The organism is Acinetobacter sp. Swhac1, assembly GCF_013390985.1.
Taxonomy (GTDB): Bacteria; Pseudomonadota; Gammaproteobacteria; order Pseudomonadales; family Moraxellaceae; genus Acinetobacter; species Acinetobacter towneri.
Window position 1 is genome coordinate 1 of the sequence record NZ_JACASN010000019.1, and the last position, 24,374, is coordinate 24,374.

A 24,374-nucleotide genomic window follows, 5' to 3' on the forward strand; every position below is an offset into this window, starting at 1 on the left:
GCCAGTTGGACAACACTAAGAACCATGCTCAAGTATAAATGCGAGAACGCAGGGGTATGTTATGAAGAAGTCAATGAAGCCTATACCACCCAAATTTGTTCGTGCTGTGGCTCACGCTCCAGTAGTCTGAAAGGTAGAGCAGGACTTGGAATAAGAGAATGGCAGTGTGTGGAGTGCGGTACGCTCCATGATCGGGATGTAAATTCCGCACTGAATATTCTTGCGCTCGGGCATGAGCGTCTAGCAGTAGGAATCTCCGTCCTTTAGGTCGGGGAGGATGTCAACACAAAGTTGCACTATAAGACATGCTAAATTTGTGATTTTATAATCAAAAGAACAGAGGTAAATAATAAAGCGTATGAATTATCAAGATTTTTTAGATTTTTGGTTTTCTCCTGCTGCAGAACCGAACTGGTTTGTCAAAAGCGCAGAATTTGATGCCCTGCTCGCAGAAAAATTTACCGATGTACTGCAACAAGCGGCACAAGGAGAATTATGGACATGGCGCGAAACACCTGCAGGTCGTTTGGCTGAAATCATTGTTTTAGATCAATTATCACGTAATTTATACCGTAATGACCCGCGTGCCTTTGCCCAAGATGGAATGGCCTTGGTGTTGGCACAAGAAATGATTCACTTAAAATTGGATCAGGACTTAAACCCAACCGAACGTCGTTTTCTATATATGCCGTTTATGCACAGTGAATCCAAACGTATTCACGAAGTCGCATTAACGTTGTTTGAAAGTTTGAATGACCCCACCGTGTTGGGCTATGAACTGAAACATAAAGTCATTATTGACCGTTTTGGACGTTATCCACATCGGAATCAGGTGTTGGGACGTCCTTCGAGTGCAGAAGAACTTGAGTTTTTAACCCAACCCAATAGCAGTTTTTAACTGGCAAGTTTGTCTTGGCTGGTTGATGTGTACAGGAGCTTTCACATGAAATATTCCCTACTCGGTCTTGCCCTTGCCAGCAGTTTGCTGTTTACAGGCTGTGCCACGACACCCTCTAAACCACTCAGCTTTGAACAGTTGGGGCAATTCAGCACCACACCACTGAATGTGCAGACCTATCGAATTAGTTTTTTAGCGGGTCATAACATGAGTTTTGGCACTGCAGAAGAAATTACTTTGGTGAAAGCAGCACAAACCACACTGCAACACGGTTTTCGCTTGTTTAAAGTTTTAGATGATCCGAGTAACCGTAGCCAGAAACCACCTAGACAGGCCGTGGTCTATCCTGCACCAAGTTATTATCCTTATTATCCGTATGGCTATTATCATCGTCGTGCACCCTTCTGGCCTGACCCATTCTATGAAATGCCGCAAGTGGTCACCCTCGACCCAACTCAAGTGTCTTACACCATTCAGTGTTTTAAAGATCAAAAATATGCACCTGAAGATGCCTTTGATGCGAGCCTGATTTTACAATCACTGGGGGCAAAATATGGTTTAAGTCCAACAGGACAACCATTACCCCCACCAACCTCTGCCCCTACCGCGCCCTAATGAGATAAGGATGCCTGCATGAATACAGCGTCTGACCACACTTTAGCGAGCAGCTCGCAGCGTACTTCTCCGAGTCTGCAACGCAGTAAACGCTTTGCCACCATTGCTTTAGTGATTGCCGTGGTGGCATGGCTGGCATTAATGCTGACTGCAAAATTACTGCCTGAATACACGTGGTTAATTCACATACTCATGCTGTCTGCCGAAGCAGGTGTGGTCGGTGGTTTGGCAGACTGGTATGCGATTACGGTACTGTTTCGCAATCCTTTTGGCAAAATGCCAATTCCTAAATTCTTACGTGATCACACCGAAATTATTCCACGCAACAAAGACCGTATTGCCGAGTCGATGGGGCGTTTTGTGCAGGAAAACTTTTTATCGCCACAAGTGGTACAAAAAAGCCTGCACAGCACTGACTTATCTTTAGCCGTGGGCAAATGGCTGGCGAATCAGCAAAATAATGCGCAAGTGACCCAAGTCATTCAGCAGACTGTACCGAAAATTTTTGAATTTGTCGGGCAAGAACAAATTGGGCGCTTTATTCAAAGCAACAGTGTGCAATGGGTTCGCAACACGCAGGTCAACTACTTGGCCAGTGAAATGCTGCGTGCGGTTTTGGAAAATGACTTTCATCAGGATGTGCTGCAACGCGGTTTAGACCTTGCCCATGACTGGATGCTGAAACATCCTGAAAAAAGCCGTGAATTGACCCGTCAATTGTTTAAAGAGCTTGGCGTGTGGAAACTGGCCAAAGGTGCGAGCTGGATTGGAATTGATGTGCAGCAACGCACCATAGATTCTTTACTGCAACGGGTCGAATCTATGTTGGCAGACCCTGAACACCCTTGGCGACAAAAAATTGAAGAGGCTGGGCAACAACTGATGTTACAACTGGCAGATAACAACAGCAGTGCCAGTCTACGTCTAAATGACACTAAAAATGCCCTATTAGACAGTCCACAAGTCTTGAATTTTATCAGTGGTGCAGTGGTGATTCTCTGCAATGCGATTAAGGAAGATTTACAAAAACCTGATTCGGGAATTGCACAAAACCTGCGTGTTGCTATTCAGCAAGTCGGTGAAAATATCATTGCCAATACCGCAGTACGTCAATTACTGAATGAAAAAATGAGTACGATTGCGGTGAACTTGTCAGATCAATATAGTGAAAAAGTGATTCGCTTTATTAGTGAGCGCATTCATGAATGGGACTCGCGCGAAATGATTGGCAAAATTGAAAACGAAGTCGGTGGTGATTTACACATGATTCGGGTCAATGGTGTAGTGGTAGGTGCATTTATTGGTCTGGGATTGGGGATTATTCGGGCATTGGTGGAGTTGATTTGAGATGAAATTTTTTTGATAAGTCGATCTTGAGGTGTTCAATCAAAAATAACGCCTCGAACGATCTATTCAAGCCACATCATCACCCTTTACCCCATTTGCATTCCCCCCTGAAAACGCTACGATGTAAAACAAGCTGCTGCCACAACCAGAACCCCACTATGCTCGATATTCACGCGAAACTGCCTGCTCAAGGTCTGAGTATTTTTAGTACCATGTCTAACTTGGCACAACAACTGAATGCCTTAAATTTATCGCAGGGTTTTCCCGACTTTCCCCCACCTGCAGCATTACTGGATGCTTTAAGCCAAGCCACACACGCAGGCTTCAATCAATATCCTTCGGGCGATGGTTACTTGCCACTACGCGAACAACTGGCACAGCAATTTTTACAGCGTGATCAGCTAATGCTTGACCCGATCAGTGAAATTACCATCACCCCAGGGGCAACACTGGCTATTTTTAGCATCATGCAAACCGTGCTGCAGGCAGGCGATGAAGTCATTATTTTTGATCCAAGTTATGACAGTTATGCACCCTGTGTAAAATTGTTGGGTGCAAAAGCCGTTCATATTCCGCTGCAGGCTCCACATTTTCAGGTGGACTGGAATAGGGTCAAAGATGCGATTCATGCCAAAACCCGCATGATCATCATCAACACACCACATAACCCCACAGGCACAGTATGGTCAGCGCAAGATTGGCAGTATTTAATTGATGTTATTCAGGAACATAATATTGTGGTGCTGTCCGATGAAGTCTATGAACATTTGGTGTTTGATACGCATCAACATCGCTCTGTGTTGTCTTTTCCTGAACTGAGGGAACGCAGTTTTGTCGTAGGTTCTTTTGGTAAAACTTTTCATGTCACAGGCTGGAAAACTGGTTACTGTGCAGCGGCACCTGCCTTAATGCAGCTCTTTCGCCAAGCCTATCAATTTATTAATTTCTGCGGGGTTAGCCCTGTGCAAGTGGCACTGGCAAATTATATGCAGCAACACCCTGAACATATTGCAGAATTGGCAAAGTTTTATCAGAACAAACGTGATTTGTTTAATCAAGGCATTGCCAATTCACGCTTTCAATTCAGCCCTGCACAAGGCACTTATTTTCAAAATTTAGATTACAGCAATATCCGTCCCGGCTTAAATGCTGTCGATATGTGCCATTTTCTAGCCGAGCAGCACGGCATTGTCGGTATTCCTGTGTCTGCATTTTATCAAACCCCACCCGATGATTTACGTTTAATCCGTTTCTGCTTTGCTAAAAAAACCGAAACCCTGTTGCGTGCAGGTGAAATTTTATCGGCAATTTAAGCGATGAAGCTCCACTGAAATGTCACTGAGTTACTGAAAAGCTAAGGCTTTTTATGACCAAATCATGCTAGGGTGAAATTTCAAACAACCGCATATTGAAGCGCAGGATTTGGCATGGCAAGACCTCAGGCACTGGTCGATCACCCTCAGCTTTGGAAAACCTTTTTGGTGTTTCTATTGCCACTGATTGCCACCAATATTTTGCAAAATCTTTCGGGCACCATTAACACGATTTTTGTCGGGCAAATGCTCGGTGTGGAAGCCATTGCTGCGGTGTCGGTATTTTTTCCCATTATTTTTTGCCTGATGGCCTTTGTGATTGGGCTTTCGGCAGGATCGACCGTGTTGGTCGGGCAAGCGTGGGGCGCACAAAATGTCGAAAAAGTGCGTTGTATTGTCGGTTCGACTTTATTTATGACCCTAATTGGCGGCAGTTTCATTGCCTGTTTGGGGGTGATTTTTGCCGAACAAATTTTAATATTATTAGGCACAGACCCTAAAGTGATGCATCTATCCCTGCCGTATGTGCAATGGATGTTGGCAGGCAGCCTACTGCTGTTTGTTTATATTATTTATACCTCTATTTTACGTGGAGTGGGCGATAGCCTTACGCCACTCATTGCCCTGAGTTTGACTAGTTTAATGGGATTGGTGATTACCCCCATCCTGATTGCAGGTTATTTTGGCTTTCCTCGCTTGGGCATTATTGCCCCTGCAATTGCCACCATTCTGGGCTATCTGGCTGTTTTAATTTTTTTGGTGATTTACCTGAATAAAAAGAATCATCCCTTAAAAATGGATGTGCATCTACTACGTCAAATTCGGCATCAACCCAATTTAAGCAAGGTGATTTTACGCTTAGGGATTCCCACAGGCTTACAAATGGTCACTACCTCTATGGCAGGTTTGGTGATTGTCGGTTTGGTCAATCGGCATGGTGCTGAGGCCACTGCCGCCTATGGCGCAGTTAATCAGGTGTTGAACTATATTCAATTTCCTGCGCTATCTATTGCAATTGCCGCTTCAATTTTTGCTGCACAAGCCATTGGTGCAGGCAAAGCCGAATTACTGGCTAAAGTGACCCGTACAGCCTTAGGCATGAATTTGCTGATTACAGGTATTTTAGTCACCTTGGGTTATTTATTTTCTAAATATCTGATGGCGTTGTTTATTACCGATCCTGCGGTGGTGGTACTGGGTCAGCAGCTCTTATTTATTGTGTTATGGGCCATTTTATTTTTTGGTGCCAGTGCAATTTTTGCCTCCATTATGCGCGCCAGTGGCACGGTCAATGTTCCAATGATCATCAATATTTTAGCGATTGTTTTAATTGAAGTACCGTGTGCTTATTTCTTCAGTCAGTGGTGGGGTTTGCAAGGAATTTGGTATGCCTATGCCTTGGCATTTGTGAGTCTGTGCATCGGTCAGGGTGCGTATTATCAATTTGTCTGGAAGAAAAAAACCATTCAGGTTTTGGTCTGAATGGTCTGTTATATTTGTAAGTTAGATTAACCGCGTTTCTTGCCCAACTTAGTCGCCCATGCGGTAACTTTCTGATAACCCGTTGGAACAATACGCTGGATTAAATCCAAAGTTTTGGCATCATTACCAATCAATAAACGGCGCTTGTCTTTTTGTACCGCTTCTAAAATTTGGCGCGCCGCTTCTTCAGGCGGGCAACGCAATAATTTATTAAAAGCACGTGCCGATTTTTCAGGATTCATGCCCAAAGTGCGCATGCTGTCGTTCATTTTAGCATTGTTGGCAATATTGGTACGAATCCCGCCTGGATGCACGCTCAACGCACTCACACCACAATTTTCCAAATCCAATTCCTGACGCAAAGACTCGGTAAAACCGCGCACCGCAAATTTGGTTGCGTTATAAGCCGACTGAGTTGGCTGTGCAGTTAAACCAAATAAACTGGAAATGTTAATGATATGACCATCTCCCGTTTGTTTGATTAAAGGCAAAAATTCTTTGGTGCCATAGACCACACCCCAGAAATTAATACCAACAATCCACTCCAACTCTTCGTAAATTGCACCTTCTACGGTAGAACCCAACGCCACGCCTGCATTATTAAAAATCATATTGACCGAGCCGTGATCTTGCACAGTTTCAGCTGCCCATTCGCGCATTTGTTCTAATTGAGAAACATCCACTTTTTTAATGGTCACGCGCACATTACTGTCTTTGAGTAAATCTACTGTTTGCGCCAAACCTTGTTCATTCACATCACTGAGCGATAAATGACAGCCTTGCTTCGCCAATAAAACAGCCAATTGCTGCCCAATACCCGAGCCTGCGCCTGTAATTGCGGCAACTTTATTTTTAAAATTTTTCATGTGATTTCCTTGAGTATATGGCGTGCACAGTTCAGCCCTGCTTATTGTTTTGTAGGGCTGTATAATGCGCTGTGGTTTAAATATAATTTTGACAATAAGTATTGTCAATATAAGCCAATACGAATATCACAAATGAATTTGAAAACATAGGTTTAACAGATAATTATTGCTAATATAAAGCCTGATTACGGTTCTTATTTGGCCTAACTGAACATGACAGAACAACTGCCCATGACTGCAGAAACAGAAAAAACTACCCAGAAACCACAAAAAGAACGTCAGTTTAAAGGCTTGTCTTTAACTGAGCGCAAACAGGCACGTCGTGAAAAACTGATTGAGGCCGGTATTCAAGCCTATGGCACGCATGGCTTTTTTGCCGTGACCGTAAAAGATATTTGTACCGAAGCTAAACTGACCGAGCGCTATTTCTACGAATCTTTTAAAAAAAGCGAAGAACTGTTTCAGACCATTTTTTTAAAACTGATTGATGAGTTACAGCAAAATGTCATGCAAGCCATTATGCAAGCTTCGGCTGATCCCAAAAAAATGATTGATGCAGGACTAACGGCTTTACTGACCACGCTAAAAAACAACCCACAAATGGCGCGTATTATTTATATTGATGCCATGCTGGTGCAAGAACTACATAACCAAGCCACTATTCACGAAACTATGTCACGTTTTGACCGCATGATTCAGGCCTTTGTCATGCTGATGATGCCGCATTTAGACCGCCCCAACCGTGAGATTTCATTGGTGGCAACTGGTTTAAATGGTTATGTCACCCAAATTGCGATTCGCTGGGTGATGAGCGATTTCAAACAATCCATGGAAGATGTGCTGTCTTCTTGCCGTATTGTATTTTTGTCATTATTACAGACCTTTTCGGAAAAAGAGCAAGCTTTTATGAAAGATTCTTCGACCTTGTCATAAAACTGATAAATAGTCATAATATTTTTCAAATTCATTATTTTACTTTTACTGAATCTATTCAGATTTTTCATCAAATCGACACTAATTTGTCACAAATTATTGCAAAAATAGCTCATTTAACCCTTCCTGCAATGATACTGTCATAATTAATCTTTGTAATAAGCCTGTCATAAATAAAACGGCCCACCGTTAACATCTATAGGATATTGCGTTGTGAAAGATGACTACATTTTAATCGTCGATGACGAACTTCCAATTCGGGAGATGATCCATACCTCTTTAGATATGGCAGGCTTTCAGTGCTTACAAGCAGAAGATGCAAAACAAGCTCATCAGATGATTGTCGATCAACGTCCAGCGCTTATCTTGCTTGATTGGATGATGCCAGGCGGTGTCAGCGGTGTAGACTTGTGCCGTCGCCTAAAACGCGATGACAACCTTGCCGAAATTCCTGTGATTATGCTCACTGCACGTGGCGAAGAAGATCACAAAGTTCAAGGTTTAGATGCAGGCGCGGACGACTACATGACCAAGCCATTCTCAACTCGTGAACTGGTGTCGCGAATTAAAGCCGTCTTGCGTCGTGCCAATGCTCTAAGCGGTGAAAAAACCATTGATGCCAACGGTTTAATTTTGGACCCAGTTAGCCAGCGTGTCAGTTTTGGCGACAATATTTTAGAAATGGGGCCAACCGAATATCGTTTATTGGCGTTCTTTATGACGCACCCAGAGCGCGCTTACACCCGAGCGCAATTGCTTGACCAAGTCTGGGGCGGCAATGTATATATTGAAGACCGAACTATTGATGTGCATATTCGTCGTTTACGTAAAGTTTTAGAACCGTATGGCGTAGACCGTTTTGTACAAACGGTACGTGGTACAGGCTATCGCTTCTCGACACGTGCGGATGTTGCTTTAGGCTAAAATTATTTTATGTACGAACCTTACCCAGTCCCTGAACTCGCCCGTGACCTCAAACAAGTTCGTTACAGCAGTTTATGGACTTTTGCCAAACAAGATTTTCGTTTATTGGCCTTTTTCCTAATTATTGCAAGCTTGATTGGTTTTGGGATTGGGTATTTTTGGATTTGTATTAGCCTCGCCTTTTTGCTGTTTTTTCTTCAGCAAATGCGCTCCCTCTATTTAGTTAATGATTGGATTTCCAATCGTCCTTATGATGTGCCGCCAAATCTGCATGGTATTTGGGGTGCATTACTGTTCAATGTTTATCGCTCACAACGTCAGGAACGTATCGTTCAGGCCGAAATGGTCGGGTTGATTGATCGCGCCCAGTCTTCATTGGTGGCGTTGGATGAAGCCGTGATGCTGATTGATGAAAATCATCAAATTGAATGGTGGAACCCTGCTGCAGAAAAACTATTAGGTATTCAGCCTTTAGACCATGGACGCAACATCCTGACTATTTTGCGCCAACCTAGTTTTATTGAATATTTTAATCATATTGACCAAGCACCCGACGGTTTAAAAATGAAATCGAGTGTGCATGAAGGGCAATATGTACACGTCAAAATGACTCAGTTTGGTGGCGATAGCCGTTTGTTATTTGCTTACGACATGACGCGTATGCATAACCTAGAACAAATGCGTAAAGACTTTGTCGATAACATTTCACACGAATTACGCACCCCGCTAACCGTGCTGAGTGGTTATATCGAAACATTTACAGATCAGGAAGATATTAACCCGCGTTGGAAACGTGCTTTTGAGCAAATGCAGTCACAAACCCGACGCATGAATGCTTTGGTGAATGACCTGCTGCTGTTGTCACGTCTGGAAAATGAAAAAACCATCGCCAAAAATCAAATCATTGAAATGCCAAGTTTAATGAATCAATTATTTGACGATGCACATGCCTATAACGTCGATTATGGGCATACACTCAATCTAAATATTGACAGTCATTATGATCTGATTGGTTCAGATGTAGAACTGGCTAGCGCCTTTAGCAACCTAATCACCAATGCAATTAAATACACCCCAAAAGGCGGGACAGTTACCATTGGCTGGCATGATGATGGCAACCAAGGCTATTTTACTGTGGAAGATACAGGCATCGGGATTGATCCGAAACACTTACCACGCTTAACCGAACGCTTTTATCGTGTAGACAGCGCGCGTAGCCGACAAACAGGCGGCACAGGTTTAGGTTTAGCAATTGTGAAGCACGTTTTGATGCAGCACAATGCACACTTAGAAGTCGAATCTAAAGAAAATCAAGGCTCTATATTTAAAGTCGTGTTCCCGAAAGAGCGTTTGTATTACGAGATTTAATAGGAAAACTCTCCCCTCTTATAATAGAAGGGAGAGTCTATTTAAGTTAAATATCACGTTGTTGTAATTGCAGTGTTGGTTGTGTATAAAGCGTAGTCCATTCTTCAAAGCTCATCCACTGTTCTGTCCCGACTTCTGATAAACGGACTTGTTCAACCCAATTTGGATCTTCAGCCAACATAATAATTTCTTCTATTTTTACAGGACCTTTTGGTGTCGAATCAGATAATAAATAGAAGAATTTAGTTGTACTTGGCTTCCCCATATAAACATTTGCTTTATCTACAATTCCTTGTACTTGTTCACTAGACGCAATTTTTTTGCTTGTATCTGCTGCTTTATCCAATACAACTTTAGAGGTTGAGGCTAAGGCTTTAGAACCATCTACAATATTATCTTTTGCTGATTTAAATAAAGCATTCAAACGCTCTCCATCATCCATTTTAAAATCTTTTAAAATAGTTTGTTCTGCATTTTCTATTGTTAAATCAAGATATGGTGCTTCAGAAAAACCCATCCCGTTAGCAACAAAAATCGTAGGGATAGATGAACGATGTGAGTTATAAGCTTTCACGCGAGCATTATATTCATTGCGCCATTGAGAAATTTCATGCTCACATTGCTCAATATTTGTAATTAAGCGATGGTATTGTTGGTCTGCCTTTAAATCAGGGTATCTCTCAGCCATACCCTGTAAGTTCGTTAACATCATATTACTATCTTGATAACTAGAATAGATAGCATTCATTCCTGTTTCTTTAACTACTGTTAAATGTGTCAATTGCTCACTTTCTTGATAACCTCGAACAACATCCATAAGCTGATTAATTAAATTAACTTTTTTACTAATTGAGACAGAAATATTGGATAAAGACTCTTTAATATCATGCGCCTTACGCTGCAGCGAATTATAAGAAGTAAGAACCAAATAAATAATCGCTGCAATTAAGGCAAGTAAAATCCATAACCACATAAATAAAACCCTCACTTTATAATGCATCTGCCTACAAAATAGGCAGATATTTAATATTGAGGGATAATTGTAACGTTATAAATTGAAAATTAAAGTAAAAAGCCTAACTTTTTCCCCATTTCCACCACAGAGTTGGCTTTGAATTCGGCATCCCACTGCATTTTATTTTCTTCAAACAAAACAATCGCGGTTGAACCCAAATAAAAACGTCCTAATTCTGCACCTTTTTCAAGGAATAATTGGTGCTGATTCAGCTCCAAACGCCCCGATGGTTTGACCTTGCCTGTCGCCACGGTTTCAATGCCCGCTACAATCATGGCACCCACTAAAACAACTGCCATACGCCCCAGTTCGGTATCAAACAAACACACCATGCGCTCATTGCGGGCAAATAAACCCGGAATATTTTCGGCTGTGGTTTGATTGACAGAAAACAACTCACCTGGCACATATAAAGTTTCGGTGAGTGTGCCTGCAAAAGGCATGTGTACACGGTGATAATCGCGCGGAGATAAATACACGGTTGCAAATTGACCATTTTTAAATGGTTCAGCCAATTGCGGGTCGGCAATTAAGTTTTCAACAGTAAATTGCTGACCTTTGGCCTGAAAAATTGCCCCATCTTCAATTTTACCCAACTGTGAAATCGCCCCATCTGCAGGCGATACAATGCTGTTCGGATTGCTGTCAATTTCCCGCACACCCTGCTTTAAAGAACGGGTAAAAAATTCATTAAAAGATTTATATTTCAAGGCATTGCTTTGTTCTGCCAAAGACATATCAATGCCGTATTGCGCCTTGAATGCAGTGATCACCGCATTTTTGAGCACAGGATGCTCACTGGCTGCAAGTTTACCCACAACACGTGATAATTGATGTTGTGGCACAACGCGTTGTGCCTGAATGAAAATTTGTTTTTTTAAACGTGATGTGAGGCTCAAGACGGCAACTCTCCAGTAATAACAGGACTGTCAGGGCGGTTGCCCCATTCACTCCACGCACCATCATAGGCCTGAATTTTCCAACCCAATAAACGCCCTAAAATGTAGGCCAAACCTGAACGGTGATGTGACTGACAATACACCACTACAGGTTCGTTTAAATTGAATCCGAGTTGTTCCAGACGCTGTCGTGTGCGTTCTAAGGGATGCAATTTTAAATGATTTTCACGATTAAGGGCAGTACTCCATTCAAAATGCAATGCCCCAGGAATGTGACCGCCGCGTCGTGCAGCCAAACGCAGCCCTGTATATTCATCTATGGTGCGGCAATCCCAAAGTTGCACCGACTGGTTTTGGCACTTTTCTAATAGCTCATCATATTGAATTCGATACTGATTTTGCTCGGCAACAGGAACAAGCATGCTGACGGGTGTTAGCGGTTCAACCTCAGAAGTAGTTGGAAAACCTGCTGCCAACCATGCGTGAATGCCGCCATTCAGCAAACTGGTATTTTCAAAGCCTAAACAGTGTAAATTCCAAATCAGACGCCCTGCCCATGCGCCACCTTCATCGTCATAGGCGACCACATGATGCTCAGGGGAAATACTCAAATACTGAATCAAGTCTTGTAAAGCCTCGGGTTCAGGCAATAAACCCGATGTATCTTCATCCTGATGTAGCAACATGCTCGGTTTGACCTGTAAAGCATGCGGAAGATGCAATTGCTCGTACACCGAATTGCGGCTCAAATCGACAATGCGCAATTTTTCATGCCCTAAAAAGGGAACTAAATCTTCTGCTTCAATCAGCAGTCCAAAATTGAATGGAGAAGTGCTCATTTTTATGCGGTTCAGTCTGTTTGGCAATCAACTTTAACTTAGTATAGGTCATTTTTGATAGCATGCTGTTTTTTTCATAACTTTCGCAGAATTTTAACAATCACATGCTTTAATCTAGAAAAAAACCGAAGATTTTCTTCGGTTTTTTCAATGTGCTCAGGTTTTAAACAGGCGTTTGTATTTCAAAAACTTGGCGTAAATATGCCAAGAAGGTGTCATTATCGGTCATGGTTTTACCCGGACTATCGGACAATTTCGCCACCGACTGACCATTACATTCCACCAATTTCAACACAATATTTAGCGCAGTTTGCCCCATATCATTGGTTAAGTTGGTACCAATCCCAAAACTAACCTGAAAACGGTCTTTAAAATACTGATGCAAGGCCCATGCTTTTTCGACATTTAAGCCATCACTGAAGGTCAGCATTTTAGTTTTACTGTCAATTTTTAGCTTTTTATAATGTGCATAAGCTTTATCGCCCCACACATACGGGTCGCCACTGTCATGTCGCAAGCCATCAAATAACTTGGCAAAATACAAATCAAAGTCACGCAGGAAAGCATCCATCCCGACCACATCAGTCAAGGCAATGCCTAAATCACCCCGATATTCTTGCACCCAAGTTTCTAGTGCGGCTTTTTGGAAGTCACGTAAACGTACATCTAGCGCCTGAAATGCCTGTAAAAACTCATGTGCCATTGTCCCAATTGGGGTAATGCCTAATTCTTTAGCCAACAGTACATTACTAGTACCACGAAACACTTCAGGTACAGCTTGATGAAAAGCCGCAATCACGTGCTTTTGCCATGCAAAACTATAACGGCGGCGCGTACCAAAATCTGAAACCAAAAATGGTGGATCTTCAGGCAGTTGCTGCTGTTGGTAACTTTGAATCAGGGCAATTTTTTGCTGTAAACGGCGCTCACCTTCTGCCCAAACCTCATCATTACGGATGCGCTGAAAATACAGTTCATTGACAATTGCCAGGACAAAAATCTCGAACATCATGGCCTGTACCATCGGGCCTTCTACCCGAATATCCAAACGACCTTGCGCATCAATACTGGCGTGAATAAAACGACGCTTGAGCTGAAATAATTCTAAATAATCGACAAAGTCACTTTTAATAAAGCGTAAATTACGCAAATACTGCAATTCATCTTCTTTAAATTTCAACTGACACAAATGATCAAGCTGCGCATTCAACTCAGCTAAAATATCGCTCAGTGGATACGCGGTATCTTCAAGATTACGGCAGCGGAATTGATACACACTGTGCGTTTGCGGAAATTTATGCAGCACCACCTGTAACATGGTGAATTTATATAAATCAGTATCGAGCAGAGATTGAATAATGGGGGTCATAAGGATCATCATTTCGCGGTACTTCTTGCATTAAAGCATACTTTATTCAGCAAAAAAGGGCTTTTATCGACAATCTTGTTACAACTTTGCTGAAGTGTAGCCTTCCCAAGATATTTTACCTCTCTGCGGGCAGCTACCGTTCTGATGCTTTCGTGATTGATGTTAATGCACGCCAAAGTGCCTATGTTTGCTACAATCTGCAGCCATCCCCCACACTGAGAAAATTAGTCCCCCATGCGCGCATTATTACAACGAGTTCTTGAAGCCAAAGTCGTGGTCGATGGTGAAATCACTGGCGAGATTCAACAGGGTATTTTGGTATTTTTGGGCTTAGGCAAAGACGATAATTTTGAGAAAGGCAAAAAGCTGATTGATAAAATTTTAAAATATCGTTTTTTTGATGATGAACAAGGCAAAATGGGTTGGAATGTCAGTCAGGCCAATGGCAGTGTGTTATTGGTTTCACAATTTACCCTCATGGCACAGACTCAAAAAGGTTTACGTCCTGATTTTGGCCCTGCGATGCCCCCAAACGATGCCAAAGCGCTGTATGAACAATTGGTGGACTATGCCAAAAGTCAGTTTGACAGGGTGGAAACAGGTATTTTCTCTGCCGATATGAAAGTGCATTTGGTAAATGACGGGCCTGTGACTTTTTGTTTGGAAGTCGAGTAAATCACATATAAAAAAACCTCTGTCAAAAATTGATCAGAGGTTTTTGTTTGGGTCTGAGCAGCTTATTTACCCGTTTTTTGTTTAATAAACTGGCGTGCCATTTTAATTTTTTCTTTTACAGGTTTTGGTAGTTTAGGTGGAATCAATTTCGCTGCTTGGTTAAACCACACCAATAAGCCAAAATCACCTTCCATTTTAATGCTGCCATTTTGCATGCCTGTCATAAATGCAGTTGGATCACCTTTCATTAAGGTTTTTACGCCTTGCTCGCTGTCTGCAAACTGCAAAATAAAATCGGCTTTTTCTGCATCGCCTGCCACAGTGTCAATATGTCCATTGTTGACAATAATTTGACGCGCCATACCCAAGTCTGTGCCAATTTGAATACGGAACTGGCGTTCATGCACCAACTCAATAAATTTTGGACTGGTACGTGCCAGTTGTTTCATACGCAATGCCAAACCTGCCACGAGAAGGTCAAGTGGATCGGTGCTGACATCAACCAAAGGAAGTTTGACCACAGGAATTGCAGAAAGTTTCATGACAGTGAAGCCTATTGTAATTGTTGGATAATGAACAGACTCATCCTATCACAACTCCCGCTTTTTGCTGCAAGGCTTTGTATAACAATCTTTAGGAGGGTGTTAAAATTTTGTCGCTGTTTGGATGGCGCAAACTGCCGTACAGATAAAGCAAAAAAGATGCAAACCAGTTGCATCTTTTTAAAGTTTTTGAATTTAGTCTGTACGATTTAGCGGCTTGAGCACTGCTGCTGATCGTCTTCATAGACTGGGGTATGTTCGATATAGCGACGTTTTGCCAAAGCACGCTCTGCCCGACGGTCTTCTCGTAATAATAATAAAGTCACCAAAGTCATCGCCAAGAAAATTGCCGACAAGTAACTGTAGGTAATTGGCAGTTCAAATACGCTTTGCACACTGTAGCGCACCACTTCCAATAAACCCCAAAACACCATACCTGCCAACATAAAGTTTAACCAGCGACGATAAGGCGAAAAGAAAACAGCAATCAACGCAGCTGCGACGAGGCTTAAGCCTACAATGGTCGCTAAATTCGCTGTTAGCATAAAAACCTCCGTCTAAAGATGCAGCCTCTTTTTGAATTGGTCTGCGACTTCAAATACCGTTTAAATAAATAATGGATGTCGATTTAAATTCTATGTCTGCATTATGCTGCGTTTTCTAGATAAAAAAAGACTTGTATTTTTATAAAGCGACACACCTTGTCGCAATATTATATTGTCATTACATTTTTTAAATTTTGTAGTTTTCGGGAAGCTAAGCTAGCTCTTTATTCGCGTGTCATTACAAAAAAACACCTTATTTTTTTGCCTTAAAAAATATTTTTTTCATTCAATGCTGTTGCGGTTTTTATCGACAGTTTTTGTTTACCGTTCATCGTTATCTGCTGATTATACAAACAAAAAACGCAGCATGACTGCTGCGTTTTTTTCATTGAATTGTCATATTAGGCACGGTTCAAGTCTTTGTCATGCACGCCCAATAAGTACAGCACACCATCTAAGCCCACGCTTGAAATGGCTTGATTGGCGTTTTGACGTACCAACGGTTTAGCACGGAACGCCACACCTAAACCTGCAATAGAAAGCATTGGTAAGTCGTTCGCACCATCACCCACCGCAATGGCTTGTTCCAAAGAAATCCCCATTTTGTCTGCCAGTTCACGTAGCAATAATGCCTTACGCGCACCATCCACAATGTGACCTTTTACTTCGCCTGTAACCATGCCATTTTCCACATCTAGAATGTTGGCATGCACTTCATCAATCCCCAATTTTTCCTGCAGATATTCTGCGAAATATTGGAAACCGCCCGACAAAATAGCGGTGCGATAACCCAAAGATTTCAGGGTTGAAATCAGGCGTTCAGCACCTTCGGTCACGGTCAGACGTTCGGCAATTTTAGGCAACACAGCAGCATCTAAACCTTTGAGCAATGCTACGCGCGCGCGGAAACTTTGCTGAAAATCCAGTTCACCCTGCATGGCACGTTCGGTAATGTCCGCCACCTGATCGCCCACACCTGCCTCAATCGCCAACTCATCAATCACTTCTTGTTCAATGAGCGTTGAGTCCATGTCAAAACACACCAAACGGCGGTTACGACGGTAGGCATTGTCTTCTTGTACCGCGACATCCACACTCAGTTCATTCGACAGGCTTAAACACGCAGCACGCATGGCAACTGCATCTAGCATTTGTCCACTTAATCCAAACTGAATGCAAGCACGTTTAGGTTCATCTTCGGCTACATTAAGCTGTGGGCGACCCGACAAACGGGTTACAGTTTCAATGTTAAAACCTTGGCTAGATACAATATGCGTGACCGCCTGTAAATGTGAGGCATTCAGCTCTGGTGCCAGTGCAGTCACGATATAACGGGTACGACCGCCTTCTTTGACCCATTGCTCATATTCAGTTGCAGAGATTGGTTTAAAACGCACAGTTAAGCCAATATCATGTGCTAAAATCAGAATCTCCTTCATGGCTAAAGCAGTTGCAGTCTGGTCTTCTGATGCAACAACAATACCTAAAGTCAGTTGATTATGAATAACAGCTTGGCCAACATCTAAGATTTGTAAGGAATGAGCGGACAATACCTGCATTAATCGAGTAAACTGATTAGGTTGGTCAGGTCCTAAAAATGATATAAGAATGATTTCTCGCATGAATTGACTCGGGTCTGAGCTACAACTATTGTGAGAATCATAATCTAAATTGAATATAAATGCCTTGGAAGTTTTACCTTGAATGCGCCTAGACAAGGGCTATTTGCTAGCCTATTGATTGTAAGTTTTGCTTTTCACACCTTTTTATTGGTGCTTGCAACAACACACCAATTAAATGAAAACCGCGCCAATCAGGGGCAGTTAATGACCAGCCAACTGGTCACAGACAGCCTTTCTGAGCTGGAACCTGCCAATACAGTATCACTGGCATTATTGGTGAATCGTTATGCCACCAATCCAAGCATTGCTTCTATTCGTATTTTAGATGCGCAAAATCAGGTCTTGGCGACAGGTGGACAGTCACGTACCCGTGAAGGTGAAGTCTTTGTCCGCGATGCAATCATTAATGAAAAGAAAGTCGGCAGCATTGAAATCACCTTAATTCAGCCAAGTATTGGTGAAATTCTGCGTACCCAATGGTTAGCGACACTTTTATCATTATTGGTTCATGGCTTGTTATGGTTGGCTTATCGCGCGATTGCCCGTCCAAGTCGTAGTGAATATTTAGCACGCATTAATAATGAATCTCGCCTTAAACACGAATTACAATTATTGACGCAAGCCCTTGAACAAGAAAAACATCAAACGGCTTTGGCACTTGCGCAGGCACAGCAACAGCCTAAACCTGTGATGTCGCCTAAAGCAAACAAAGCCATTGAGCAAAGCCAAGAGCAAAACAACATTGCGCTGAATATTCAGTTTTATGACCCGAAACAATTATTAGACACGGTCACGCAAAGTGTGTCTGTGCCTTATTTTAGCTTATGTCAGATTTTCCTGAACAAAAGCATTGAACTGTGCGTACAACACTACAAGTTAAACCGTTCCGACATTCAAACAGTACAACCATTCCATGAAGATGGCGCAACACTCAGTATTGCAGCCAATACACCAAATGCAGCAGCCTGTATGGCCATGATTGGCACGGTGTTCCAGTTATTGTCTGAAGTGCTGTATAAGCGTTATCGTGAAGAAAAGCGTTTTGTGTTGCAAACTCGCAGTGGTTTATCAACCGCAGTCGAAGCCATGCAGTTATCTGCAGTGCAGGCAGCAGAGCGTTTGGTGCATCAATTATCTGCTCGTGAAAATGCAGTGCATTTACCGAATGAATTACTAGATGAACTGTCTACGCATTATGAATTGGTGAGTATGCCAAATCCGACCAATGTGCTGATGCGCCATGCCTTTATGGTTAATGGCATGGACAGCCAATCGGCTGAGTTGGCGCAAAGCCTGCGAACTGAAATTCTAAAAGGCAAACATTCAAGAGCTTCTTAAAATAATCCATGAGATGCCTTAAAAGCATAAAAACCTGAGTATGCACACATACTCAGGTTTTTTATACTCACAGATGCTAGATCACATCCATTTACTGCAGCCCAATTTACACATTCAACTGCTTCTGCTCGACCAAATACATTTGCGCATTGTGTACAGCAGCCTGCCCCACCACAGCAGCTTTCTGCCATTCGCCATTGGCTTGTAGCTCCCACGCATTTTGATTGTCATGCAAATAACTCAGCAAGCCATCTTCTACAATACGCTGTTTAATTTTCTCATCCAAAATAGGGAAGCAAGTTTCCACCCGTGAAAATAAGTTGCGCCCCATCCAGTCTGCGCTGGCGCAGTACAATTTTTTTGCACCACCATGCTCAAAATAATACACGCGGGTATGTTCCAAAAAGCGTCCCACAATCGAACGGACATGAATACGCTCAGACATACCTTTCACTTTTGGAATCAAACAACAAATCGAGCGGATAATTAAATCGACCTGTACCCCTGCCTGCGAAGCACGGTACAAAGCCGTAATTAACTCAGGCTCAGTCAATGCATTGACTTTAATGATAATTCGGGCAGCTTTGCCTGCTTGTGCAAACCCGATTTCTTGTTCAATCAGTTTGAGCAATTCACTGTGCAAGGTAAATGGTGCATGCAGCAAGTTTTTTAATTTTGCCGATCTGCCCATGCCTGTGAGTTCCTGAAACACCCGATGCACATCTTCACAAATATCAGGATGTGTGGTCATCAAACCATAGTCGGTGTACATACGTGCATTGCCCGCATGATAGTTGCCTGTACCCAAATGCACATAGCGCACCAACTGATCTTGCTCACGACGCACAATCAAAATCATTTTGGCATGGGTTTTATAGCCGACAATGCCATACACCACCACTGCGCCTGCCTCTTGCAAGACGTTGGCGACCATAATGTTGGATTCTTCATCAAAACGTGCGCGTAGCTCGATCACGGCAGTGACTTCTTTGCCATTACGTGCGGCTTCTGCAAGTACCTGCACAATTTCAGAATCTGGGCCACTACGATACAGCGTTTGCTTAATCGCCAACACATTTGGGTCTTTCGCCGCTTCTTTGAGTAAATTAATCACTGGCTGAAAAGAGTCAAATGGGTGATGTAGCAACACATCCTGCTTTTTCAGAATCTCAAACATCGGTTTTTGCTTCCGAAATATTTTTGGAATCACAGGTGCAAAAGGTGGATATTTCAATTCAGGTCGGTCAAAACTACTGGTCAGACGCGACAGGTTAATCGGCCCGCTAATCCGATATAATTGCTGCTCATCTAAATCAAACTCTCTGAGCAAATAATCAATAATATCTTGCGGGCAATCATCTTCAATTTCTAAACGTACCGCACGCCCAAAACGACGTGACGATAATTCATCTTTTAAGGCAACTGCCAAATCATCGACATCTTCGGCCAAAATCAGGTCGGCATTGCGGGTCACTCGAAACGCATAGCAACCTGTGGCTTTCATGCCTGGGAACAGATCATTGATATGCTGCTGAATAATCGCAGTCAAGAAAATATGTTCAGTCACACTACCTGCCACTTCTTTTGGCAAATTGATTAAACGTGGCAAAGAGCGTGGCGCAGGCACAATCGCCATTTCAATTTCACGTCCAAAAGCATCTTTGCCTTGTAAACTGACAATAAAGTTCAGACTTTTATTGACCAAACGCGGAAATGGATGCGATGGGTCTAGGCTAATTGGCGTTAAAACAGGCTGTACCTGACGGGCAAAATAATCGGCAATCCACGCTTTATGTTTATCCACAATGTCATGGTATTGAATAAAGTGAATCCCTAAACTTTGCAGCTGCGGCAAAATGGCATAATTTAAAGTGTCGTATTGCTGCTTCACCGCCTGATGCACTTTATCAGACAGTTCTACCAAGACCTGTTCAGTCGGAATGGCATCTGGGGTACGGGTAATGGCATTCAAATCGAGTTGCTTCATTAAACCTGCAACGCGAATTTCAAAAAACTCATCTAAATTACGTGAAAAAATAATTAAAAAATTGAGTCGCTCTAAAATAGGTAACTCTGGGTCTAAAGCTTGCGCCAAGACCCGACGGTTAAACTCAATTAAAGAGAGTTCACGATTAAAATAAGTATCAGATGAATGCTGAAAGTGTTCCATATCTTCTCTATGCTGTTTTTAAGACAGTCTGCTTATTTCGCCTCTGTGCAAGGCATGGTAGGTAGAGATTATGACAATCATGTTACACCCCCAATCAATCGCAGAACATTTCGTCAAAATTGGGTATATGTAAAAAATTGATTTTTATTTATTTTACATTTAATCTATTTTTATAGCAAAAAGGAAGATTTCGCCCTTCCCTTTCGCGGCCAGTTCGTTATCTAGTTTTAGCCAAGTAAGTGCTGACTTTGTACTCGCTGTACTCCTTGTGCCAACATCTGTTGCCATGCTTGTTCTAAAGAGCCATTTAAATCAATCGCTTTGGTGGCATCTTCAATCACATAGGTGCTAAAACCCAACTCACAGGCATCTATTGCCGTCCACGCCACACAAAAGTCGGTGGCAATGCCCACAATATAAACCGTATCAATTTCACGGGCTTTTAAATAGGCCGCCAAGCCTGTGGTGGTTTTGCGGTCTGCTTCCATAAAGGCAGAATAACTGTCTATTTGCTCGTGAAAACCTTTGCGTATAATCAATTGTGCTGTAGGCAAATCTAAATCTGGGTGTAATTCAGCATCAGCTGTGCCTTGCACACAATGCACAGGCCACAACACTTGCTCGCCATAACTGAGCTGAATCTGCTCATAGTCCTGTTTGCCTGCATGGTTGGCGGCAAAGGACACATGCGTTGCAGGATGCCAGTCTTGGGTGATCACAATGTTCTGAAACACACGTCCCAACGCATTAATGCAGGGAATAATTTGATCGGCATTTGCAACCGCCAAATTACCTCCTGGACAAAAACCATTTTGCACATCAACCACAATCAAGGCATTATTCAGCTGCTGCATGCTGTTTCCTTTCCCATCTTAAACGCTACCCTCAGCATAGCTGAAATTTAAGTCTGAGTTGTATCGCTTTGATAAAAATAAAAAGAATCGTTTTCGGCACAATGTTGATAGTTCGGTAGCTGTAACAATAATTGCCGTACAAAACGTGGATAGATTTTGGCTTTGCGTGCAGTCGCGGCATGAAAATAAAAATAAGGCAGTGGATGCCGAGTTAAATAATTGACCAAATGCTGTCGGGTTAAACGCATCACCTGAAAGGCATCAATACCTGCGTTGACATCTTCATAAGTAGCTTGATCGGCAAATGCCAGCCACGCGTTTTGTTTTGGAGAAGTCCGTGTTGCTCGAAAATGGCGTTTCAGTTCTAAAATAAATTCATATTCAATCAGATACAGCGAAAACTGCTGTTGATCCAACTGAAATTCTGCAATCAATTTTTTCTGCTTCAAATGATACTCTTATATTTACTGTTTTTTAGGACTTATTATACCCTGCTTGCGTCATTGCCACCCAGTAGAACAGGCAGCTTTGCGACAGTACTTGTCACACTTCATTCGAGCATTTTCTCTCAAAAATCAGCGATCAACATACAAAAAAATAGCCTGCAGGTGCAGGCTATTTGGTCTTTCAACTGTTCTCATCCTTTTAAACAGTTTGAATACGACGTACCAATAACAACATGAGAATGGCTGAAATAATAATACATGGAATGGCTGCTGAAATAACCCCAGCCGCACCAAAGCCTGCTGCCAACAACTGACCTGCAATAGCAGGGCCAAGCATTGCGCCTACACGACCAACAGCAGAGGCAACACCGACCCCAGTACCACGTACTTCGGTTGGGTAGACAATACTACCAAAAGCATATAACACGCCCTGACAGCCAATCACAAAAGCACCGACCAAAGCTGAAGCCATATACATTTGCATGAGTGAACCCGCTGCATTTAGAGCAAATAAACCTGCCAAAATACCACCATACATCAATAAAATCACGTAGGCTTTTTTCCAACGGTCGGTCAGCATACCCAAAATTACAGTACCGACTGTCGCACTCACCATGAAATAGAACTGTGCAGTACTGCCTTCTTTACGCGAGAAACCTAATTCCATAAATAAAGATGGTAACCAGCTCAACATGATGTAAACCACCATCAAGGTAAAGAAGTAACTCACCCAAATAAATAAGGTACGCAATAAGTTTTGTGAATTAAACAAATCTTTAAAAGATGCTTTTGGCGCAGCATTTTGTGCTGTGACATCTTTACCTGCCGCTTGTGCTTTTAAGAATTCACGTGATTCTGGCAATAACCACATCATCAATGGAATGACAATAAATGGCAGCAAACCACCCAAATAGAAAATGTTTTTCCAGTTTGAGCCAAAATCTGTACTGGCAATTAAAGATAAAATGGCTGCACCCACAGGCATACCACAATACATCAAGCCCACAGCACGACCACGGTTTTGTGGCGAAACAGCTTCAGATGCCAAAGTAATTAAAATTGGCATGGCTGCCCCTAAACCCGCACCTGCCAAGAAGCGCACCGCCAATAGGCTTTCAAAGCTATTCACCCACACCGTACATAAGGTAAATAAAGCAAAGACTGCTGTAGACCAGATTAATACTTTTTTACGACCAATACGGTCTGCAAAACGTCCGCCAACCAAAGCACCTGGCAATAAACCTAAAATACCCGCACTAAAAAATACCCCAAGCTGCGAGCTGTCTAAACCAAAATGCTCACGGATACCTGCCGCAGCAATACCTGCTGCCTGAATATCCAGACCTTCAATCACTGCAATTAAAAAGCAGATCGCGACGGTAATAACCGCATGCCGCTGATCGCTATGTTGTGTTGATCTATCCATTGGGTCCCTCTACTAGAATTAGATAGCCATGTGAAAGCCTGCATCTTGCGCAGTTTTAAACTGCAGCAATAGCTATCAATAAGTGTTAGACCAAAGTGAATTTTTTCAGATCAGCGCAAACGTGTTGCGCAGCATGTAGAAAAAAACATAGCGAAAAAAACAATAAATCTGGCAAATTACACGCTATTTTCCCGCTTAAAGCAGTAAATTCAGCGCAAGATTTCTCACCATTTAAGAAGTCAGCGACAACATAGGTAGACTTAAAAGCTATTATTCTTAAGAATCAAAAATCAAAATATCCCGATTAAAACAGTCAGATATAAGAGCTATAAGGTCTGAATTGAGCGTTTTTTTATATAAATATCTAGGGTCTGTTGACAATTCATCTATGTTTGCGACGTGAGAGATATATCTCGCAAGATTTTTTAGCTGATATAAGGCATGAGACAGGAAATTTAGTCATTCTAAATGACTGGCACATAATGCAATAGCAGCAAAAAATATGCTCGCCCCCTTGCGCAGCAAACAAAGCAACGCTTTGTTCTTGCTCATGTGGCTAAAACTTTCTCAGATTGCGTTATGAAACTTGGCAATAGTCTCGCTATTCCCTGCGTTTCATGCCTGATCTGCTCAGTTTTAGCCTACAGCGCAAGCCATTTATGAAATGTCAACAGACCCTATATTCAGCGTTGTATTTCAAACTTGAGGCTAAAAAAGTGCTGATGAGGGTTGCGCCATACCAATGAAAATTTGGGTACAAAGGAGATGGTTATTATTTTTTTATTTTGAACAACAAGCTGCTGATCCTAAAATACTAAATTAAACAAAGTTTATGATTGCTTTGACGAAAGCATATTGTTCTGACACACTGAATCAGTCATAATTTGG

The 24,374-nt window shown here is 42.3% G+C and carries 23 protein-coding genes; 11 read left to right on the plus strand and 12 right to left on the minus strand.

Features of this window, described 5'->3' with window-relative positions:
* The 6 genes from HX743_RS10395 to HX743_RS10420 all read left to right on the plus strand — a co-directional run.
* Window positions 1-267 (plus strand): zinc ribbon domain-containing protein (locus HX743_RS10395; RefSeq protein ID WP_178319173.1); only part of this gene is annotated, 267 nt, incomplete at its 5' end.
* A gap of 91 nt (window positions 268-358) precedes the next feature.
* Window positions 359-898 (plus strand): DUF924 family protein, encoded by a 540-nt coding sequence (locus tag HX743_RS10400; protein WP_167846415.1) that lies wholly within the window; start codon window positions 359-361, stop codon window positions 896-898.
* Between the two features lie 45 nt (window positions 899-943).
* Complete coding sequence (locus tag HX743_RS10405; protein ID WP_178319174.1) at window positions 944-1,513, plus strand: hypothetical protein; 570 nt, start codon at window positions 944-946, stop codon at window positions 1,511-1,513.
* 18 nt (window positions 1,514-1,531) lie between these two features.
* Window positions 1,532-2,860, plus strand: coding sequence for a DUF445 domain-containing protein (locus tag HX743_RS10410; protein WP_178319175.1), 1,329 nt, complete (start codon window positions 1,532-1,534; stop codon window positions 2,858-2,860).
* A gap of 158 nt (window positions 2,861-3,018) precedes the next feature.
* Complete coding sequence (locus HX743_RS10415) at window positions 3,019-4,173, plus strand: methionine aminotransferase (RefSeq protein ID WP_178319176.1); 1,155 nt, start codon at window positions 3,019-3,021, stop codon at window positions 4,171-4,173.
* Window positions 4,174-4,287: 114 nt separating this feature from the next.
* Window positions 4,288-5,655, plus strand: a complete 1,368-nt coding sequence (locus HX743_RS10420) for an MATE family efflux transporter (RefSeq protein WP_178319177.1) — start codon at window positions 4,288-4,290, stop codon at window positions 5,653-5,655.
* A 26-nt stretch (window positions 5,656-5,681) separates the two neighbouring features.
* Here the strand turns inward: HX743_RS10420 and HX743_RS10425 are convergent, their stop codons facing one another.
* Window positions 5,682-6,521, minus strand: coding sequence for an SDR family oxidoreductase (locus tag HX743_RS10425; RefSeq protein WP_178319178.1), 840 nt, complete (start codon window positions 6,519-6,521; stop codon window positions 5,682-5,684).
* Window positions 6,522-6,752: 231 nt separating this feature from the next.
* Between HX743_RS10425 and HX743_RS10430 the strand changes: the two genes are divergently transcribed.
* The 3 genes from HX743_RS10430 (at window position 6,753) to phoR (ending at window position 9,746) form a co-directional block, all read left to right on the plus strand.
* Entirely contained in the window at window positions 6,753-7,454 is a 702-nt protein-coding gene (locus HX743_RS10430; protein WP_178319203.1) for a TetR/AcrR family transcriptional regulator, read from the plus strand.
* A 213-nt stretch (window positions 7,455-7,667) separates the two neighbouring features.
* A complete protein-coding gene (gene phoB, locus HX743_RS10435; protein WP_004974162.1) occupies window positions 7,668-8,378 on the plus strand; it encodes a phosphate regulon transcriptional regulator PhoB in 711 nt (236 codons plus the stop codon).
* Between the two features lie 9 nt (window positions 8,379-8,387).
* Window positions 8,388-9,746: a phosphate regulon sensor histidine kinase PhoR gene (gene phoR / locus HX743_RS10440; protein ID WP_178319179.1), complete on the plus strand. Its 1,359-nt coding sequence runs from the start codon at window positions 8,388-8,390 to the stop codon at window positions 9,744-9,746.
* A gap of 46 nt (window positions 9,747-9,792) precedes the next feature.
* On the opposite strand, the gene HX743_RS10445 is transcribed toward phoR, so the two are convergent.
* The 4 genes from HX743_RS10445 to pncB all read right to left on the minus strand — a co-directional run bounded on the left by HX743_RS10445 (window position 9,793) and on the right by pncB (window position 13,868).
* Entirely contained in the window at window positions 9,793-10,719 is a 927-nt protein-coding gene (locus HX743_RS10445; protein ID WP_178319180.1) for a LemA family protein, read from the minus strand.
* An 89-nt stretch (window positions 10,720-10,808) separates the two neighbouring features.
* Window positions 10,809-11,660 (minus strand): archaetidylserine decarboxylase, encoded by an 852-nt coding sequence (gene asd, locus HX743_RS10450; protein WP_104852745.1) that lies wholly within the window; start codon window positions 11,658-11,660, stop codon window positions 10,809-10,811.
* Complete coding sequence (locus tag HX743_RS10455) at window positions 11,657-12,499, minus strand: sulfurtransferase (protein ID WP_178319181.1); 843 nt, start codon at window positions 12,497-12,499, stop codon at window positions 11,657-11,659. The genes asd and HX743_RS10455 overlap by 4 nt, the downstream gene beginning before the upstream one ends.
* 163 nt (window positions 12,500-12,662) lie before the next feature.
* A complete protein-coding gene (pncB, locus tag HX743_RS10460; protein WP_131261228.1) occupies window positions 12,663-13,868 on the minus strand; it encodes a nicotinate phosphoribosyltransferase in 1,206 nt (401 codons plus the stop codon).
* 234 nt (window positions 13,869-14,102) lie between these two features.
* Between pncB and dtd the strand changes: the two genes are divergently transcribed.
* A complete protein-coding gene (gene dtd / locus HX743_RS10465) occupies window positions 14,103-14,543 on the plus strand; it encodes a D-aminoacyl-tRNA deacylase (RefSeq protein WP_004974142.1) in 441 nt (146 codons plus the stop codon).
* A 62-nt stretch (window positions 14,544-14,605) separates the two neighbouring features.
* On the opposite strand, the gene HX743_RS10470 is transcribed toward dtd, so the two are convergent.
* From HX743_RS10470 to serB, 3 genes are all read right to left on the minus strand, one after another.
* Window positions 14,606-15,085, minus strand: a complete 480-nt coding sequence (locus HX743_RS10470) for a hypothetical protein (RefSeq protein ID WP_004974140.1) — start codon at window positions 15,083-15,085, stop codon at window positions 14,606-14,608.
* Window positions 15,086-15,294: 209 nt separating this feature from the next.
* Window positions 15,295-15,630 (minus strand): ciprofloxacin tolerance protein AciT, encoded by a 336-nt coding sequence (gene aciT, locus HX743_RS10475; protein ID WP_004974137.1) that lies wholly within the window; start codon window positions 15,628-15,630, stop codon window positions 15,295-15,297.
* Window positions 15,631-16,031: 401 nt separating this feature from the next.
* A complete protein-coding gene (serB, locus tag HX743_RS10480; protein WP_004974136.1) occupies window positions 16,032-17,252 on the minus strand; it encodes a phosphoserine phosphatase SerB in 1,221 nt (406 codons plus the stop codon).
* Between the two features lie 78 nt (window positions 17,253-17,330).
* On the opposite strand from serB, the gene HX743_RS10485 reads away from it, so the two are divergent.
* The gene (locus HX743_RS10485) at window positions 17,331-18,590 is read left to right on the plus strand and encodes a hypothetical protein (protein WP_004974135.1); all 1,260 of its coding nucleotides are present in this window, start codon (window positions 17,331-17,333) and stop codon (window positions 18,588-18,590) included.
* Window positions 18,591-18,696: 106 nt separating this feature from the next.
* Here HX743_RS10485 and ppk1 read toward each other — a convergent pair whose 3' ends face one another.
* The 4 genes from ppk1 to mhpT all read right to left on the minus strand — a co-directional run bounded on the left by ppk1 (window position 18,697) and on the right by mhpT (window position 23,486).
* Window positions 18,697-20,760: a polyphosphate kinase 1 gene (gene ppk1, locus HX743_RS10490; RefSeq protein ID WP_096901494.1), complete on the minus strand. Its 2,064-nt coding sequence runs from the start codon at window positions 20,758-20,760 to the stop codon at window positions 18,697-18,699.
* Between the two features lie 227 nt (window positions 20,761-20,987).
* A complete protein-coding gene (gene pncA, locus HX743_RS10495) occupies window positions 20,988-21,614 on the minus strand; it encodes a bifunctional nicotinamidase/pyrazinamidase (RefSeq protein ID WP_104852749.1) in 627 nt (208 codons plus the stop codon).
* Window positions 21,615-21,661: 47 nt separating this feature from the next.
* A complete protein-coding gene (locus HX743_RS10500) occupies window positions 21,662-22,063 on the minus strand; it encodes a hypothetical protein (RefSeq protein WP_131261230.1) in 402 nt (133 codons plus the stop codon).
* A 196-nt stretch (window positions 22,064-22,259) separates the two neighbouring features.
* On the minus strand, window positions 22,260-23,486 hold the full coding sequence (mhpT, locus tag HX743_RS10505; RefSeq protein WP_178319182.1) for a 3-(3-hydroxy-phenyl)propionate transporter MhpT: 1,227 nt from the start codon (window positions 23,484-23,486) through the stop codon (window positions 22,260-22,262).
* Window positions 23,487-24,374: the final 888 nt, after the last annotated feature.

Coding starts and splice junctions, on each gene's coding strand:
- HX743_RS10400 (WP_167846415.1), top strand. CDS start 359: ATGAATTATCAAGATTTTTTAGATTTTTGGTTTTCTCCTGCTGCAGAA.
- HX743_RS10405 (WP_178319174.1), top strand. CDS start 944: ATGAAATATTCCCTACTCGGTCTTGCCCTTGCCAGCAGTTTGCTGTTT.
- HX743_RS10410 (WP_178319175.1), top strand. CDS start 1,532: ATGAATACAGCGTCTGACCACACTTTAGCGAGCAGCTCGCAGCGTACT.
- HX743_RS10415 (WP_178319176.1), top strand. CDS start 3,019: ATGCTCGATATTCACGCGAAACTGCCTGCTCAAGGTCTGAGTATTTTT.
- HX743_RS10420 (WP_178319177.1), top strand. CDS start 4,288: ATGGCAAGACCTCAGGCACTGGTCGATCACCCTCAGCTTTGGAAAACC.
- HX743_RS10425 (WP_178319178.1), bottom strand. CDS start 6,521: ATGAAAAATTTTAAAAATAAAGTTGCCGCAATTACAGGCGCAGGCTCG.
- HX743_RS10430 (WP_178319203.1), top strand. CDS start 6,753: ATGACTGCAGAAACAGAAAAAACTACCCAGAAACCACAAAAAGAACGT.
- phoR (WP_178319179.1), top strand. CDS start 8,388: ATGTACGAACCTTACCCAGTCCCTGAACTCGCCCGTGACCTCAAACAA.
- HX743_RS10445 (WP_178319180.1), bottom strand. CDS start 10,719: ATGTGGTTATGGATTTTACTTGCCTTAATTGCAGCGATTATTTATTTG.
- HX743_RS10455 (WP_178319181.1), bottom strand. CDS start 12,499: ATGAGCACTTCTCCATTCAATTTTGGACTGCTGATTGAAGCAGAAGAT.
- pncB (WP_131261228.1), bottom strand. CDS start 13,868: ATGACCCCCATTATTCAATCTCTGCTCGATACTGATTTATATAAATTC.
- dtd (WP_004974142.1), top strand. CDS start 14,103: ATGCGCGCATTATTACAACGAGTTCTTGAAGCCAAAGTCGTGGTCGAT.
- HX743_RS10470 (WP_004974140.1), bottom strand. CDS start 15,085: ATGAAACTTTCTGCAATTCCTGTGGTCAAACTTCCTTTGGTTGATGTC.
- aciT (WP_004974137.1), bottom strand. CDS start 15,630: ATGCTAACAGCGAATTTAGCGACCATTGTAGGCTTAAGCCTCGTCGCA.
- serB (WP_004974136.1), bottom strand. CDS start 17,252: ATGCGAGAAATCATTCTTATATCATTTTTAGGACCTGACCAACCTAAT.
- ppk1 (WP_096901494.1), bottom strand. CDS start 20,760: ATGGAACACTTTCAGCATTCATCTGATACTTATTTTAATCGTGAACTC.
- pncA (WP_104852749.1), bottom strand. CDS start 21,614: ATGCAGCAGCTGAATAATGCCTTGATTGTGGTTGATGTGCAAAATGGT.
- mhpT (WP_178319182.1), bottom strand. CDS start 23,486: ATGGATAGATCAACACAACATAGCGATCAGCGGCATGCGGTTATTACC.